The 16,202-nt window shown below is 61.6% G+C and carries 17 protein-coding genes and 1 pseudogene; 12 read left to right on the forward strand and 6 right to left on the reverse strand.

Features of this window, described 5'->3' with window-relative positions; all coding sequences use genetic code 11:
• Positions 1-361 precede the first annotated feature (361 nt).
• Together AC3YMN_RS00005 and AC3YMN_RS00010 are read left to right on the forward strand one after the other, a co-directional pair.
• A complete protein-coding gene (locus AC3YMN_RS00005) occupies positions 362-790 on the forward strand; it encodes an antitoxin Xre-like helix-turn-helix domain-containing protein (protein ID WP_489888448.1) in 429 nt (142 codons plus the stop codon).
• On the forward strand, positions 791-1,483 hold the full coding sequence (locus tag AC3YMN_RS00010; protein ID WP_489888449.1) for an RES family NAD+ phosphorylase: 693 nt from the start codon (positions 791-793) through the stop codon (positions 1,481-1,483).
• Between the two features lie 306 nt (positions 1,484-1,789).
• Here AC3YMN_RS00010 and AC3YMN_RS00015 read toward each other — a convergent pair whose 3' ends face one another.
• Positions 1,790-2,689, reverse strand: coding sequence for a LysR family transcriptional regulator (locus AC3YMN_RS00015; protein ID WP_489888450.1), 900 nt, complete (start codon positions 2,687-2,689; stop codon positions 1,790-1,792).
• 91 nt (positions 2,690-2,780) lie between these two features.
• Between AC3YMN_RS00015 and AC3YMN_RS00020 the strand changes: the two genes are divergently transcribed.
• The 3 genes from AC3YMN_RS00020 to AC3YMN_RS00030 all read left to right on the forward strand — a co-directional run bounded on the left by AC3YMN_RS00020 (position 2,781) and on the right by AC3YMN_RS00030 (position 4,385).
• Positions 2,781-3,659, forward strand: coding sequence for an SDR family oxidoreductase (locus AC3YMN_RS00020; protein WP_489888451.1), 879 nt, complete (start codon positions 2,781-2,783; stop codon positions 3,657-3,659).
• Complete coding sequence (locus AC3YMN_RS00025) at positions 3,656-4,162, forward strand: ester cyclase (protein ID WP_489888452.1); 507 nt, start codon at positions 3,656-3,658, stop codon at positions 4,160-4,162. Before AC3YMN_RS00020 ends, AC3YMN_RS00025 begins: the two co-directional genes overlap by 4 nt.
• Positions 4,163-4,313: 151 nt before the next feature.
• Complete coding sequence (locus tag AC3YMN_RS00030; RefSeq protein ID WP_489889174.1) at positions 4,314-4,385, forward strand: hypothetical protein; 72 nt, start codon at positions 4,314-4,316, stop codon at positions 4,383-4,385.
• Positions 4,386-4,395: 10 nt separating this feature from the next.
• Here AC3YMN_RS00030 and AC3YMN_RS00035 read toward each other — a convergent pair whose 3' ends face one another.
• The gene (locus tag AC3YMN_RS00035) at positions 4,396-5,673 is read right to left on the reverse strand and encodes a hypothetical protein (RefSeq protein ID WP_489888453.1); all 1,278 of its coding nucleotides are present in this window, start codon (positions 5,671-5,673) and stop codon (positions 4,396-4,398) included.
• Positions 5,674-5,934: 261 nt separating this feature from the next.
• Between AC3YMN_RS00035 and AC3YMN_RS00040 the strand changes: the two genes are divergently transcribed.
• A complete protein-coding gene (locus AC3YMN_RS00040; protein ID WP_127751704.1) occupies positions 5,935-6,336 on the forward strand; it encodes a hypothetical protein in 402 nt (133 codons plus the stop codon).
• Between the two features lie 798 nt (positions 6,337-7,134).
• On the opposite strand, the gene AC3YMN_RS00045 is transcribed toward AC3YMN_RS00040, so the two are convergent.
• Positions 7,135-7,407, reverse strand: coding sequence for a winged helix-turn-helix transcriptional regulator (locus AC3YMN_RS00045; protein WP_489889175.1), 273 nt, complete (start codon positions 7,405-7,407; stop codon positions 7,135-7,137).
• Between the two features lie 152 nt (positions 7,408-7,559).
• Between AC3YMN_RS00045 and AC3YMN_RS00050 the strand changes: the two are divergent.
• Positions 7,560-8,368 (forward strand): annotated as a pseudogene (locus AC3YMN_RS00050) (SDR family NAD(P)-dependent oxidoreductase).
• Between the two features lie 256 nt (positions 8,369-8,624).
• On the opposite strand, the gene AC3YMN_RS00055 reads toward AC3YMN_RS00050, so the two are convergent.
• Complete coding sequence (locus AC3YMN_RS00055) at positions 8,625-9,473, reverse strand: helix-turn-helix domain-containing protein (protein ID WP_489888454.1); 849 nt, start codon at positions 9,471-9,473, stop codon at positions 8,625-8,627.
• Between the two features lie 76 nt (positions 9,474-9,549).
• On the opposite strand from AC3YMN_RS00055, the gene AC3YMN_RS00060 reads away from it, so the two are divergent.
• Entirely contained in the window at positions 9,550-10,488 is a 939-nt protein-coding gene (locus AC3YMN_RS00060; protein WP_489888455.1) for a DUF6282 family protein, read from the forward strand.
• Positions 10,489-10,564: 76 nt separating this feature from the next.
• On the opposite strand, the gene AC3YMN_RS00065 is transcribed toward AC3YMN_RS00060, so the two are convergent.
• Complete coding sequence (locus tag AC3YMN_RS00065; RefSeq protein ID WP_172124631.1) at positions 10,565-11,479, reverse strand: cupin domain-containing protein; 915 nt, start codon at positions 11,477-11,479, stop codon at positions 10,565-10,567.
• 31 nt (positions 11,480-11,510) lie between these two features.
• Complete coding sequence (locus AC3YMN_RS00070) at positions 11,511-12,404, reverse strand: beta-keto acid cleavage family enzyme (protein ID WP_489888456.1); 894 nt, start codon at positions 12,402-12,404, stop codon at positions 11,511-11,513.
• 202 nt (positions 12,405-12,606) lie between these two features.
• Between AC3YMN_RS00070 and AC3YMN_RS00075 the strand changes: the two genes are divergently transcribed.
• The 4 genes from AC3YMN_RS00075 (at position 12,607) to AC3YMN_RS00090 (ending at position 16,195) form a co-directional block, all read left to right on the forward strand.
• Complete coding sequence (locus AC3YMN_RS00075; RefSeq protein ID WP_489888457.1) at positions 12,607-13,380, forward strand: HpcH/HpaI aldolase family protein; 774 nt, start codon at positions 12,607-12,609, stop codon at positions 13,378-13,380.
• Positions 13,381-13,396: 16 nt separating this feature from the next.
• Positions 13,397-14,158, forward strand: a complete 762-nt coding sequence (locus tag AC3YMN_RS00080; RefSeq protein ID WP_489888458.1) for an SDR family NAD(P)-dependent oxidoreductase — start codon at positions 13,397-13,399, stop codon at positions 14,156-14,158.
• A gap of 105 nt (positions 14,159-14,263) precedes the next feature.
• Entirely contained in the window at positions 14,264-15,688 is a 1,425-nt protein-coding gene (locus AC3YMN_RS00085; RefSeq protein WP_489888459.1) for an aldehyde dehydrogenase family protein, read from the forward strand.
• 36 nt (positions 15,689-15,724) lie between these two features.
• Positions 15,725-16,195 carry a tripartite tricarboxylate transporter TctB family protein gene (locus tag AC3YMN_RS00090; RefSeq protein WP_164854883.1) on the forward strand — a complete coding sequence of 157 codons (471 nt, stop codon included), beginning with the start codon at positions 15,725-15,727 and terminating at the stop codon, positions 16,193-16,195.
• Positions 16,196-16,202: the final 7 nt, after the last annotated feature.

Consider the following 16,202-nt stretch of genomic DNA (forward strand, 5'->3'; position numbering starts at 1 on the left):
TCCTGGGCATCTGCGTATCCTTTCAAAATGGGAGCTTCCCATACTTCAAAAAGGACCACTTCTGTGGGGGCAGACCAGTGTGGGGGCTGAGCTCGGATCGGCACCCCCTCACGGAAATGCCAGCGCCTGATTACGCTCGATAACGCCATGTCGATCACTCCTGTGTCCCCCGACCAACAGCCGGGGAAACGATCAAAACATGGGTCAATTCTCAGCGAAACTTCTGCCCTTGGAGGGTCAGATCTTGGTGGCAATCAACAGAACGGGGTTTCCCCGCAGGTGATGGCAAGCCCAGAGCTTGATCTGTGGACAAATGACCATCATATGGGTATGCGTTGCTTATCATATGAGGGAGATAACGGTGTTGCAGATCGATATTCCAATGCCGACAATGCCCAGCCGGCAGGACTTCTCGGCCGAGAGTGACCGCGTACGGCTCTCGAAGGTCGCCCTGAAAGCCTACAAGCGTCTCGTCCAAGAGTGGGGTCTCAAGGGTGAACAGGCGGCGGCGCTGCTCGATGTGTCCACGAGCACCTGGGAGCGCATGAAGCAGGAGGGAAAGGACAAGACCCTCAGCCAGGATCAACTCACGCGCATCTCCGCCCTGGTCGGCATCTACAAGGGGCTCCATCTGCTGTTCGCCGATGATATGGCCGACCGCTGGCCCTGGTTGGTCAACAAGGCACCGCTGTTTGCCGGGATGAGCCCAATCGACTCCATGCTCAAGGGCGGCATTCCGCAAATGCTCGAGGTGCGCCGCTATGTGGACGCCGTCCGCGGGGGCCTGTGATTGTCGATCGACGGTGTGCCGGTTGTCACCGAAGCCTTTCCGAGGACGGTTCGACTGGTAACGACGGCGCGACTGCGTGCGGCGGTGTTGACGCCTCTGGTCGATAACGAGGATGATCTCGCCGCGCTGGCCGAGATTGAGGGCGCCACGAGCAGCCGGTTGATGGCGCAGGATCGTGGCATTGCGGGGCTCGCCGCCAACGAGCTCGTCTATGACGTGCCGCACGCGCATTTCATCAACGCTTCGTTCGCCTATGCCAAGCCACAGCAGCCGAACCGGTTCAACGGTGCCGATCGTGGTGCCTGGTATGCCGCTCTGGATGTCGCCACCTGCATCAGCGAGGTCGGATATCACCTGACCAACATGCTGGCAGATGCGGGGGAGTACCACGCCACCGTGGAATACGCGGAAATGTTCTGTAGCCTTGCCGGCGAGTTCCTCGACCTCAGGCAGGTACCCAACCATCTATCGCTCGGCCCGGACACGGTTCAAGCCTACCCGGTCGGCAATGCCGTAGCTGACCGCGCCCGGGCCACTGGCCTCAACGGCATCATCTACCCATCCGTACGGCACCCGGGTGGTACCTGCATTGTCGCCCTGCGGCCGGCCGCCGTTCAGTCCGTTCACCAGGGCGCTGTCTACCGCATGATTTGGAAAGGCGATCCAGCACCGCTGATCGAAGGGCCGATGTGATCGCTTCGACCCTGATCAGATGGATGGTTGGACGGAGGCAGGGCAGGGCAGGGGCGCGTTGCCGCCCGGCAGCAATCGACCCCTTATCGGCCGTGAGCGTCAGCGCCTCCATTTCCCGGAAGCCGCCGTTCCTTCACGCCGCGGCAGCCGTCGCAGTGGCAGGCAGGAAGCAGCTCATGATGCAAATGACCTTGATGACGCGATGCGGAAGGCGGTTTTCGCATGGCCAGCATTCGGTCGACGCATCGGGTCACCCGAACGGCTTGGCGCCTGGCGTGTACAATCAGCGAGCTGTCGCGAGCCGGCTCATAGGGCGTAGGCTGTCAGGCCCTCGACCAGGGCGTCGAAGACGAGACGCACCCGCCGCACCTGCTGCAGGTCCTCATGCGTGACCACCCATGTCTCAAACTCCATCCTGAACGCGTCCGGCAACACCCGGACCAGCTCGGGGTCGCGTTCGCCCAGCCCGAGGTGACAGACGCCGATCCCAACGCCCGCACGGATCGCCGCTAGTTGGGCAAGGTCGCTGTCGGTGCGGAAGATGAAATCCTCGGGCCCGAATGAAAGGCCGCGCTGACGCAAGGTGCGGATGCCAGCCGTCTCGCTTTCAAAGCCGATCAGTCCGGCGGATCTGACCTCTTCAAACGAGGTGGGCGTGCCATGGGCGGCCAGATAGCTCCGGCAGGCGTAAAGACCGAGCCGTATAGCGCCGATGCGCTTGACCACCAGCGCGTCCTGCACCGGACGCACCATGCGAATGGCTATATCGGCCTCGCGATCGAGCAGATTCTCGGTGCGATTGTTGAGCCCCAATTCGATCACCAGTCCCGGATGGCGCGCCCGCAGCGCCGCCAGCATTGGCGGCAGAACTTCGACCCCCACGACCTCGCTGGCGGTGATCCGCACCGCACCGGCGAGCGATCCGGCCTCGGCAGAGGCGGCACGCGCAAAGGACCGGGCAGCGCTCGACATGGCCTCGACATGCGCGGTCAGCTCATGGGCAATGGCGGTCGGCAGCAGTCCAGTGGGCGACCGGGTGAACAGCACGATGCCGTGCTCGCGCTCCAGATCCTCGATGCGACGCCGAACGGTGGGTTGGGCGACATTGAGGACCCGGGCCGCAGCCGACAGACTGCCCTCGCGCATCACGGCCATGAAGGCCCGCTGCCGCTCCCAGTCGATGCTCGCATTCGGGGCACTTGCCATCATACATTTTATACTAACCGCCTGAATGCTCTTGTCAATTTGCTTTATAGCAGTCCGCATTCATATTGGTGGGACACAACAGGAGCTCACGATGATCCTTCTTACAGGTGCCACCGGGCAGGTCGGCCTTGAACTGGCGAAACAGCTTGCCGCCCGGGGTCTATCGGCCAGGGCCATGACACGCTCCGCCGCCGCCGCCGACAAGCTCAATGGCCTTGCGGGCATCACGCCGGTCACTGGTGACTTCGACGACCTGGCCTCGCTTGGGGCGGCTTTGCAGGGCGTTGAGCGGGCCTTCCTGCTCACCAATTCCACCGAGCGGGCCGAGCAGCAGCAACTAGCCTTTGTCGCTGCGGCCCAGCGGGCGGGGGTCAGGCATATCACCAAGCTGTCGCAACTGCATGCCGCAGCCAGTTCCCCGGTGCGCTTCCTGCGCTATCACGCGGCGGTGGAGCAGGCGATCCGCGTCAGCGGCATGACCTTTACCTTCCTGCGGCCCAATCTGTTCATGCAGGGATTTGTGGGTTTCGGCGGCGCCATCGCGGCCACGGGCAAGCTGTTTGCGCCCATCGGCAACGCCAGGGTCAGCCTGATCGATAGCCGTGACATTGCCGCCGTCGCCCTCGCCGTGCTGACCACCTCCGGTCACGAGGGCCAAGTCTATGATCTCACCGGTCCGCAGGCGCTGACCCATGAGGATATGGCAAGGCAGATCGGCATGGCCATCGGCCAAGCCGTCACCTTTGTCGAGATCTCGCCCGATGTCATGCGCGATGCCGCGCTCACGGCGGGATTTCCCCAATGGCGAGCCGATGGCCTGATCGAGGATTACGCCCACTACGCCCGCCACGAGGCCGACGGGGTTGGCCCGGCAGTGTCAGCGGTGACGGGGCGTGAGCCCCGCTCATTCGCGGCGTTCCTCGCCGACTACAAGACTGCGTTCACCATCAAGCCGGGAGCTGAACAATGAAACGACGTACGATGATGACTGCCAGCCTTGCGGCAGTGCCGCTGCTGGGAATGACATCAATGAGCCTGGCACAGTCCGGTGAAAGCGAACTGATGGCGATCTGGGACAAGTGGATTGCCATGTGGAATGGCGATCTTGCAATGGCCGAGCAGATCATGGCCGAAGACTACAAGCTCAACATGTACCCCATCGGTGGCGGGGACCTATCCGTTTATGCCGGCGCGGCCGGCATGGCGGGCTGGATCGGCCAGCTTCATGCGGCGATTAAACCTTTCGTCTTCGATGTCCAGGTTCCGCCACTCTTCGGCGATGGCATGATTGCCGGGCGGTGGTTGGCGAGCGGTGTCTACCAAGGCGGTTTTCCCGGTGCCCAGGCCGAGCCCGGCACAGCGGTGCGATTTGCCGGCGCCGACTTCCTGCGCATCGAAAACGGCAAGGTGGCGGAGTACTGGCTCAGTTCGGATCAGCTGGAGCTGATGACCCAACTCAAGATGCTGGGTTGACCTTGGACGGGCGCGGCCTCTTCGAAGCGCGCCCGTTGCCGAAAAGCTGCCGCTGTACCGCCCTGCCATTCGCATCGGTCAAGGGTGAAACGACCGACGCGTCCGACCTGCCGTTCGCCGCCCATACTTCGACGTCGTCATTGCCATGCATATGCTGTACCATGTGCCCGACCATGGCCGGGCCATCGCGGAGATGCACCGGGTGGCTTTATCTCGTCGCTAACCGGGTTGCTTTACCGGGTGGACTTCGGGCGGAGGCCCGAATGGGGCAAGTATTGCATGAGCTCCCGGCGAGATCCCGCTTCCGTTCGGCAAGCGTAGTCGCCAAGCAACCCTGTACTGAACAGGATGCCCCGATATGCACGCAGTCCCTGGTCCTCCGTGTACCCCGTCATCACCCTGGCCTTCTCGGCCAACGCACGGACTTCCTCCAATGCCTCTCGCGTCACCTCGATCTCGCAGGCCTCGAGCAGGGCCTCCAGGCTGAGGTAGCGAACCATGATGCCGTGCCAGAATTCCTTGCCGGCGGGAACCGGAGGCAGGAAGGGCTCGCCCTCCGGCAGGGGCGGCAGTACCCGATGCGGCCTCGGGGGAAAGTTCAGCGGGGGGAAGTAATCGAGTGGCGGGGAGGCCGGGACATGGCTCCCCAGCTTGCCAAGATAGTCGTGCACGGGCGTACACGCTATCGTGACGCGGGAAGGCCCTAACGTGCGTCCCAGTGAGGGACCGATGGGTAACGAGAGGAAATCCTGGGCGCGGTACGACCAATTGTAGGCCTTGTTCCCCTCCGCGGTCCTGACCACGAGAACGGCGTGAAAGACCGCCCGTATATAGTCGTCGCTGGTGACGCCGCCCCTGACCGTCTCCGGGGTGGTCATGCGCAACCCGGACAAGTCGGCCCAAGCGTTCACCACCTTGTAGGGGTCACCATGGACCTGAAGGCAGTAGGGGTCCGTACCCGCGGTGGACTTGGCCTTCCAGGCAACCAGGCCGATGTTCGCCGCCGACCACACGAACAGCAAGGCGACCATACCCGGAACGGCCACCGCCAGACACGTCAGCCGGACCCATCCCGGGCCATGCCTCCCGGCACGCCGTTCAATCCACAGCAGGAGGAGTATCGGCAGGTCCAACAGGGTGTAGAACGCGAGAAGGAAGCCGTAGGACCTGATGTCCTCCAAGCTCCCCGGTTTTGGGTTACCGCCGAACGTGAACAGCAAGACACTGCCCACTATCATCACCGCGCAATGGAGATGCATTGCCTTTCGGGTGAAATGACGCGATTCCAGCCGCCGCCACCACTCGTATGCGGTTGCAATGAACAACACGGCGAACGGCGAAACGACGAACCCTGCCGTGAACAAGACGAGGCCGTGGGGAGCGGGGATGGTCCACCAGACGAGATGCCAAGTCCAATACGCGCACCAGGCACAGGCAAGCAGCCAGAGTAAGGAAGGGATGCCTCGGAAGGCGGAGACGGGGCGGAAGTCGCGGCTCACGTGGTTGGACATCGCTCGACCCACTTCGGGGACCGTACACTAAACTAACCATTCGGACCGCGTATCCTCCGAGCCCGAGTGGCCGGGCAACTACGCGGGGAATCGGATTTGGTGTTCTCAGGTTGTCACCTTTTATATAGGACGGAGCAGTATTGTCTGGTGGTATATAGGCAGGTAACCTTTTGATATTTTAAGTTGTGACGACAATCACGCCGCCTAAGAACAGCCCACCGGGAACATACGATGCCGAAATTGCGCCTGTAGTTGCTCGGCATGTCGGTCCTCGTGGGCATGGGCAGTACGGTCGCCCGAGCCTCCATGGACCTGCAGTGCCCGGCGGCTACCAGGCAGGAGTTCGAACGCGTTCTGGTGGATGATGCAGAGATGGTCCCGCAATCCGGAGGCGCTTACCGCGGGCCGGACGGGACGGTCTTGACCACGCAAGATTACGAGCGGTTCTGCCTGAACGAGAGTGATGCCGGGGTGACCCTCCTCATGGTCGAGACCGACGGCGACTTCGTGGTCATCGGCGTGCGGTTCGGTGCCGATCGCGCGGACGCCGAGCGGCTGCTCGAGGAAGAGGTGCAGTCCAATGCCAGGTTAAGGGGCGTCAAGACTCTTGCCTATCTCACTCCCACCTACAAGGTCGTCAACCTCACGTCTGTGGGCGAATAGTGCCGGAAACCAACCCTGGGGCCACTGTCGCTCGCCCGGGCCTCTGATGAGTGCCTGGCTGCTAGCGCAACAAGACGAGGAAAGCTCCGCGCATAGTTACCTCAAAGTTTGGCATCGCTTCAGCACTTTGACCATCTTAAAGGAGGCATAAGACTGGCTTCGCAACGGTCACCTATAGCATAACTCCCCCGAAAGCCGACTGTCCGCAACCCACCCCAGAACAGACTTTTGGTGATGACAGGAAAATAACCCGCAATCTCTCCTTGAAAACTGGAATGTGCCTGATACACATTGGTTTTCGAGCTATTTCGCTGTAAGCCTTGCGGTTCCGGAACTCCCGGAGAGTCCCTTCCTCTCCGCCACTACGCCTAAGCGCTTGTTCTTTCAGCGTGTGTGCCGCGATGCCCCCGTTGTAACCCCAGCAAGTACACCGAAAAACACTGCTCCCTTACCTCCGCAGCAGGAATGCCGGCTGGCAGTCCAGATTCGTTTGCCCCGTCACCCTTGATCCGCGCTCTTGTCTTTCCCGCAGGCGCCTGACCATGCCTGCGAGCAAGGCCAGAGGGAAAGCCGTTGTTCGCGTCTCGGCCGTGCAGACCGCAATTGCCGAGGTCCAGCTTTTGAACGAGCACTCTCCATGACGCCTCGGGTGTCCCCTGACGCCACGATGGAATGGATCCATCGCGTCCTGCCCACGCCCCGGGGACTTGACGCGCTTGACGCGCCGACCGCGACGACATACAGCGGCCGACCGACAGGACCTTCGATGTCGTGGCACGTTTGCTTCGGGCTCCGGACCTAACCGCCTGGGTGGCTTTCCGAGAACCGCTTTGCGGCTGCCAGCACCGGGATCAAACCGCGGCCGGCATCGCTGAGGCTGTACTCGACGCGCGGTGGTTGCTCGCCAAAATCCTGTCGGATCAACAACCCGTCATGCTCCAACTCCCGCAGATGCTGCGTCAGCATCTTCTGGGAAACCTCCGGCATGTCCCGTCTGAGTTCTGAGTTTCGCAGTCTCGGTCGCTCGAAAAGACGGAACAGGATCGGAAGTTTCCAGCGACCGCTGACCATGGCCAACACTCTCGTGACATGGGCCGCCGATCCCTCTGGCCCCAGGCAAACAGACCGATCCGGATTGGGTACAGGCCCTATTAAGTGCGTAATTGTCTGGGTCATGGACCGATCTATCTATGCGAAACGAACTTCACGATAGGCGCTATGGCATGGATTTGAAACTGGACGGCAAAGTCGCACTCGTTACCGGGAGCAGCAAAGGGATGGGCGAGGCGATTGCGCGTGGGCTCGCTCGCGAGAAGGCGACCGTCATTGTCCATGGTCGCGATCGTGGCAAAACCGAGCAGGTTGCAAAAGAGATCGTCGCCGATGGCGGGCGTGCCCATGCGGTGGTCGGGGACTTGACACTTGATGGGGACGTGCAGCGCCTCGTTACCGAAGCACGGGACCTTGCTTGCCCGATCAACATCGTGGTCAATAATGCGGGTGGCTCCGGCGGCACCGAGGACTGGACCAATACGCGGGCGGCCACCTGGGCTTCCGCTTTTGATCGCAACGTGGTGGCCGCGGTCAGGGTAACGGCTTTGTTGCTGCCGCATATGCGGGCGGCCAAGTGGGGGCGGGTATCAACATCGCGAGCCTGGCTGGTATGATGCCGCCCGCGACGCGGCCGGACTATTCGGCGGCGAAAGCCGCGATGATCGCGATGACGGCATCATTGGCAAAGGCGGTGGCGCTCGACGGCGTCACGGTGAACACCGTGTCGCCTGGCACTATTCGCAGCACCAGCCTCGAGACCGGTTTCCGAGCTGTCGGCATTGCCAACGGTATTCCCGCGGGCGCGGCTTGGGAGCAGGTTGAACAGACCGTGTTGCCCATGTTTGCGCAAGTCCCACTCGGCCGCGTTGGAACATTGGAGGAAATTGCGGACGACATCGCCTTCCTGGTCAGCCCTAGAGCCGGCTATATCACTGGGTCGAACCTGCGATTGGATGGCGGCATGCTGCCGACTACTTAAGTGATGCGGAACGATCAATGAGCATTTTCGACCACGTCAGCATTCATGTCGGTGACTTGACCGGTTAGGCGCATCCTAGTTGCAGGCGGGCAGCCGGCGAATGGCGGTCGCCTGGCGTCCTTGGGCCAAGCGAGCGGGTGGACGTTGTCCCCCGCAGAGTGCTTACCCCCGGGTAGTTTCGACAACGGGCTCCAGTACGGCCGCGCCATGGCGCAAATTATCGCGCCGCTTTCGAAGCGAGGTCTGGCGAGCGCCTTTAGATCGCGCCGAATTCCGACACGTCCACCGCCATTTTGTTGGAAAGGCGGCCAAGGTCATCCGCGATGGCGACGGCTGCTGACTGGAGGATTGGAACAAAGCGCTCGCAGGCCTCCAGTTCAGATGTGAAGGCGGATTTGAAATAGGTCAGCCCCAGGCTCGCCAGCACGCGTCCCTCAAGGCTAATGATCGGCACGGCAATGGTGTTCGAATTGCGCGGCTCGACAAATGAGGCCCGCGTCGCGTAGCCCGCCTTGCGCACCTGTGCCAGCAAACGGTGGACCTCCTGTGGATGATGGCTGAGGCCATCCTCGGGATCTTCCGACTTGGTCAGCGCGTCAAGGATAAGCGCAAACTCTTCGCTCTCGATAAACGCGACATAGGCCAAGCCCAAGCCTCGTGTCAGCATCTGCAGGCGTCGGTTGACCGTGCTATGGAATGGCGACACCGGGCTGTCGGGCACCGTGCTGAAGCGCACAACCATGCTGGTATAGTCTGGCAGGGCGATGGCTATGGGCCACTTGTGCTTGCGGGTAATGGCCAGCGCCCAGGCACGGCCCGCTTCAACTACGAGCGGGCTCTTGTGGTAGCCCGAACTAAGCGAGGTCACCAGCCCGCTCACCTGATAGCCGCCCTGTCGCGTATCGTTCTCCACATAGCCCGCCTCTTCCAGGGTCTTGAGGATGCGAACGAGCGTGGGCTTGGGCAGTCCTGTGCGGGCATGCAATTGCGCGATCGTGTTTATAGGTTGCCGGTTGAGTTCCAGCAGCACACTTAGACACCGTTCGATCGACCGTATGCCCACCGTTTGCCCCTTATTCCATCGCGCATTGTTGTTCCGCAGCACGAAACAGGGGGGACTATAGGTTGAGCCGCGCCGGCGTCAACCTCTATGCCGACTGGGTATCAGGCGGGAGAGTTTTATGGGCACGAGTGCACAAAATCGGGAACAGGCGCGGCAGCTTATGGCCGGTGTCGATGAAGACGTCGCGGCGGGTCTGCTGCGGGGTGCATTGGACCTGCATGTGCATTCCGGCCCCTCGACCATGCCGCGCCAGCTTGACCATATGCAGGCCGCCGAAGAGGCCATAGCCGCTGGCATGCGTGCCGTGCTGTTCAAGGATCATCACTATTCTTCCGCCCCGTTCATCCCGCTGATGGAGCGGCTGATCGATAACGACGAATTCTCCATGTTCAGCGGGCTCGTGCTCAATAACTCCACGGGCGGCCTGAACCCCTATGTGGTCGACGCCCAACTCAAGATGGGCGCCAAGCTGATCTGGATGCCCACAGCGCAGTCCGCCAACCACATCCGCAGTTCGCACCGCAAGTCGCGGCTCGTCTCCAATGTGCAACTGATGAATTCGCCGGCCTTGACGGTCGTCGATGAGCTGGGCAATGTCCTAGACGTTGTTAAGCAAATCCTTGATCAGATTGCCGAGTTCGACGTTATCCTGTCGTCGGGCCACCTGCATGTTTGGGAAATTTGGAAGCTGTTCGACGAGGCACGCAGCCGTGGCGTCAAGCGCCTGTTGATCAACCACCCGATGTACGGATTGCACTTCACCCCTGAAGACGTGCGCGACTTCGCCAATCTTGGCGTGATCGTAGAGCAGTCCGCCGCCATGTATGTCGACTCGCGCTTCAATGTTTATTCGCCCCAGGAACTCAAGGACCACATTGATGCGGCGGGTGTCGCCAATTCGTCGATCGGATCTGACCTTGGCCAGGTGGACAATCCCACCCCGGTCGAAGGCATGCGACAGGCAATCAAGCTCTGCCTAGCGCTGGGCTACAGCGAGGCCGATGTTCGCACCATGGTGACCCACAATCCTGCGCGCCTCGTGGGCCTGGCGACCTGAGGCGGGAGCCAATACCTGATAGAAAAAGCCGGGGTGCTCATGCCCCGGCTTTTTCGTGTCTACGGCTCGGCCCTCGCTATCCGTTGGGCAGCGGGTAGTCGTCTGCATTTAGCACCCAGCCGGGCTTGAGCGAGAAATCCAGCCGCGGCGGCGCGAAAATGTCCACAAGTTGGTTCACCTCCGGCCCTTCGGCTGTCGTGGTATGGATCGAAGGCGGCGGGATCACGCAGATCGAGGGGGACTCGCAATAAAGGTGCTCGTCCTCACGCCATACATTCATGTTCGTGGTCCACGGCCAGCGCAGATGGTGTGTAAAGGCGCCACTGAGCGCCAGCGAGCACTGCTCGAAATCGTCGTGGTGGTGCGGCGAGACGTTGTCGCGCGCCCGCGGACCAACGCGGGGGGTGAGGAAGTTCACCATGAAGGTGGTGCAGCGGAAGATGCGGCCAAAGCGCGACGGATCCTCGGGCACGTCCAGCGTGTACCACCGCAGTTTCAGCCCATCAGCAGGCTCGGGCCAAGCCTGGAACGGCGGCACATTGGGGTGCGGGTCAGCGAAGGCGTCGGCATTTGAAGCGGCATTGGCCATATCCGCCGATTTCGGCGTCAGCAGCCGCACGATTGTACCCGGCGTCAGCATCCGAATAGTGCTCTTGCCGGGGGGCACGAATACCACCGAATATCCTGGTACCAGCTCGGTGCCAGCTTCGGTTGTGATCTCGACCCGCGTTTCTGCATCGGGGATGACAACAGCGTATTCGTCGGCCTGCGCGGTACGCTCGAACGCGCCGCCTTCCAAGGCCTTGCTGTAGGCTACGACGAAGTTCTGCCCCCGGCTGATCCAGGTCTCGCCACTGGCGTCCTTGATCTGGGGCGGGGTGCCATAGAACAGCGCTAGTTGCGAGCCGAAGAACGAGTTGTGCACCCAGCTCGCTTCGGGCTTCGGCTTATCGCCGGACAGGGTGGATCGCGGATCGCTGGAATTATACATGTCAGTTGTCCCTAAGATTATTGTGCAGGCACTATTCGGAAAGCGGCGCCTGCTTCTTGAGTCCGAGGATTTCCCGCGCCTCGCCAGGCGTAGCCACTTGGCCGCCCAACTCCCGCACGAGCCGAACCGCTTTCTCAACCAGTTGCGTGTTGCTTTGGGCTAGCACGCCCTTTTCAAGGAAAATGTTGTCCTCGAGCCCGACCCGGATGTGGCCGCCCAGCAGCCAGGCTTGGGCCAGCATGGGATATTCAAAGCGGCCAATCCCGCACCCACCCCAGTTCGAGCCCGCCGGCAGCAGGCTCTTGAGATAAGCCATCGTTTCTGGCGTGGCGACGGCGCCGTAGCGTACCCCCAGCACGATCTGACAGAATACCGGCGCCTCCAGCTTGCCCTGACGCACCATATCGTTGAGCAGTTGAATGTCGCCGCTGTCGAACACCTCGACTTCCGGGCGAACGCCTGCCGCCTGAATGCGCTCAGCCATGATGGACAGGTTTGTCGGCGTATTGATAACCACCGACGTGCCCGAATACATCGTATTAAAATCGAGGCTGCACAGCTCCGGTCGAAGCACTTCCACATGCGACACGCGCGGTTCAGGCCGCATCAGCGTTGTGCCGGGTGAGGCAATGCTGGGATTTTCCTCGCTTGGAATGAACCGCTGCCCCGGCCCGGTAGTCAGGTTGATGACCACATCTTCGTCGGCCGCGCGAAGGCGCTCGACCACTTCGTGGTAATGTTTGAGTTCCATGCTAGGACGCCCATCGTCATGGCGCACATGCACATGGATGATTGCAGCGCCTGCTCGGAGAGCCTCAAGCCCGGCATTGGCGATCTGCTCGGGCGTTACGGGCAGATAAGGCGTTTGCGCCAAGGTCGTGATATTGCCCGTCACCGCGCAGGTGAGGATGGTGGGATCGGCCACGGTCAGGTCCTTCGAACGGCCGCATAGGCGGCTTGGTGAGGGCTAAGTCCCACTTGCTGTCTGCCACCAGCAACCGGATTCCGGCACCGTTTCGCTCAAGGAAACGCCGTGTCGGCGCCATTTCGCACAGGGAAATGGCACTGGTTCAACGTCTCGCGCTGCTGCCGTCTACGTATAGAAGGTGCGCAAAAGGGAACGATCCATGTCTGAGCAGCGCCCCCACTTCTCCACCTTTCGTGCCCGCCTTTTGGCGCGCGAGCGTCTCTTTGGCACCTTCGTTAAGCTGCCAACTACCCAAGTCATCGAAATGCTGGGGCAGATTGGCTATGACTTCATCATCATCGATCAGGAGCATGCGCCGCTGGATCGCTCCATCACGGACCTGATGATTTTCGCTGCCCGCGCCGCAAACCTCGCGCCGATCGTTCGAATTCCTGAATTTACCGAAGCCAATGTTCTGTCTTGTCTCGACTGTGGGGCGATGGGCATCATGGTCCCCCATGTTGCTTCCGTTGAAAAAGCTCGGGCAATCGCGCGCGCTGCCCACTACACTCCCGGCGGCCGAGGTTTTGTCGGCTTGTCGCGGGCGAGCAACTGGGGCAGCGTGGGTTCAGTCCAGCATATGGCATTGCAGGATAGTCAGATCGCCGTGATCCCCATGATCGAGGATCAGGACGCCATTGATCAGGCCGGCGACATCGCTAAACTTGAGGGCATCGACGCCCTCTTTGTGGGGCGGGGCGATCTGACGGCCTCGTTCCGTGACAACCCGGACGCCGCGCGCAATGTCGCGGACATTGCCCGCCGTGTGGCTGATGCCGCCAAGGAGGCCAATACCCCCCTCATGATGCTGCCGACGACCAAGCCGGATATGGAGTTCGTCACCGCCCTGGGCGCCACAGCCATCGTGCTCTCAAGCGATCACGGCTTCATCCGCAACGCCGCCACGGCGGCGCTCAAGGATTTCTCGGCGTAACAATCGGAGATCTGGCATGGATTTGATTGATGTTCCGCCGCTCGCCGCCCCACGCACCGTTTTGGTGACTGGCGGCAGCAGTGGCATCGGCCGGGCGACCGCCGCGCGACTTGCCGCCTTAGGGTCAACCGTCATCGTTGGCTACAACAGCCAAGCTGAAACTGCCAATAAAGTTGTTGCTGGTTTAAAGGGCAGCGGCCACCTTGCCATGCGGATCTCCATGGAGGATGGCGGGACCATCGCCGAGGCGGCCGCTGCCATCGACCAACGCTTCGGCAGCCTCGACGCGTTGGTCAACTCCGGCGGATCCACGACACCTGTGCCAGTGGCCGACCTCGCCGCTCTGAGCGACGACATTTTTGATCAAACGGTTCTGATCAATCTGCGGGGGCCATTTGCAGTCATGCGAGCCTTTCGCCCCCTGCTGGAGCGCGGCACCGGCGCAGCGATCGTCAATGTCTCGTCAATTGCCGCAAGAACCGGAATCGGCAGCAGCCTGGCCTATGTAGCGGCCAAGGCGGGTGTCGATGCGCTCACCATCGCTCTGGCCAAGGTGTTAGCACCCAAGGTCCGGGTGTTTTCGGTCTCGCCCGCTGGCGTGGATACTGGCTTTGTGCCGGGACGCTCGCGCGAGCAACTGGAAAAGACGGCCGAACGGCTGCCGCTTGGCCATGTCACCACACCTGACGATGTGGCTCGCGCCGTAGTGGCCTGTATCGTCAATTTGACCAGCTCCACCGGCATCGTCGTGCCGGTGGATGAGGGACGGCACCTCTGAGACAGTTCGCCTCGCCAGGCGGAACGCCTGCTGCCGGTGCCTTGCGACCAGAGGATGATGCACTAGTGATGAAAGCGATCGGCCTTACGGGCTTAGGTGGCAGGCATGGATAAGCTGAACTTCTATATCAATGGCCGGTGGGTCGAGCCCGTCGGTGCCCCGACTTTGGGCGTAGTCAGTCCGGCAACGGAGGAAACCATCGGCCGGATCAGCCTGGGCTCGTCTGCCGATGTGGATCGCGCCGTGAGCGCAGCCCGTCGCGCTTTCGCATCCTATTCCGAGACCAGCGTCGAGCAGCGCTTGATCTGGCTTGGCGGCATTATTTCGGGCTTCCGCGCGCGGCTGCCCGAACTGGCGCGGACCATGACATTGGAAATGGGTTCGCCGATCACCTTTTCCACCGAACGCCAGGCCACCGTCGCGCTGTTCCACTTCGAGGAAGCCGCTCGTGTGCTCGCCGACTTTGCTTTCGAGGAACGCATGGGCCCTGGCATCGTGCGCCACGAGCCCATCGGCGTGTGTGGGCTGATAACGCCATGGAACTGGCCGCTCAACCAGGTGGCCTCCAAGGTTGCGCCGGCCATTGCGACCGGCTGCACCGTGGTGCTGAAGCCGAGCGAAATCGCTCCGCTCAGCGCCATGATCCTTGCCGAGATCATCCATGATTCAGGTCTGCCGCCCGGCGTGTTCAATCTGGTCAATGGCGACGGCCCCACGGTGGGGGAGGCGCTTGCCTCACACCCCGAGATCGACCTCGTTTCTTTCACCGGCTCGACCAATGCCGGCATTCGCGTGGCCATGCTGGCGGCCCCAACTGTTAAGCGGGTGGCGCAGGAATTGGGTGGCAAGTCCGCCAACATCATCCTGCGTGATGCTGATATTCGCGCCTCTGTGATCGCGGGCGTCCACGCTTGCTACACTAATGCTGGCCAGAACTGCCAGTCTCCAACCCGCATGCTTGTCCACGTCTCGCAGCGGGACGCCGCCTTTGATGCGGCAAGAACCGCCGTAGCCTCGATCCGCCTCGGCGACCCGCTCCTGCCGGAGACCACTCTGGGACCGCTGGTCAGCCAGAGCCAGTTCGACAAGGTGCAAAAGCTTATCCAGAGCGGCATCGACGAGGGCGCCACCCTGGTCGCCGGCGGGACTGGCCGTCCAGCCGAGATGAACCGGGGCTACTACGTTTGCCCGACGGTGTTCGGCGATGTCACCAGGCAGATGACCATAGCCCGCGAAGAGATCTTCGGCCCGGTTCTTTCAATCCTCAATTACGAAACCGAAGAGGAGGCGATCGAGATCGCCAATGACACGCCCTTTGGTCTGGCAGGCTTCATCCAGTCCAGCGACCCTGAGCGCGCGCTCAAACTGGCCAAGCGCATCAGGGCAGGGCGCATTTATCTAAATGGCGCACCATTCGATCGCAGTCTGCCGTTCGGCGGCTACAAACAGTCCGGAAATGGCCGCGAGTTCGGGGTCTACGGCTTCCGTGAGTATCTCGAAGTCAAGGCTGTGCTGGGCTATCCAGGCTAGCGCCCGAACACCAGCATCAGCTTCAGGAGTGTGCACGTGAAGATTACGCAAGATGTTGTTCAGGGCGGACTTTTCACCGCCATCGGCATCATCGCCCTGCTAATGGCGCTCGGTTATCCGCTGGGCACGCCGGGCCGAATGGGCCCAGGTTTTTTCCCGGTCGTCATCTCAGCTCTGCTGACTCTAACCGGATTTGCCATCCTGGCGCGAGCCCGCCTTGGTACCTCCGAGGCAATCGGACTGACGCGCTGGTTGCCTATTGCCATTGTCTCGGGTGCGATCTGCGTGTTCGGCTTCCTGCTCGACAAGTTGGGATTGCCTCTTGCGGTGCTCCTGCTGTGCCTTGGAGCTGGCATGGCCAGCATTCGGTTCGAACTGAACTGGAAGGCCGTTGGTGGAGCCGCAGCCTTTTCGGTTGTCTGCGGCGTCCTGTTCGTTTCGCTGTTGGGTCTGCCCATCCCGCTGGTCGGGACTTGGCTGCAGGCTCTGGGCGCTCCCAGTATCTAAGAGGTCG

This window comes from Devosia sp. Z11_6 (genome assembly GCF_058133665.1).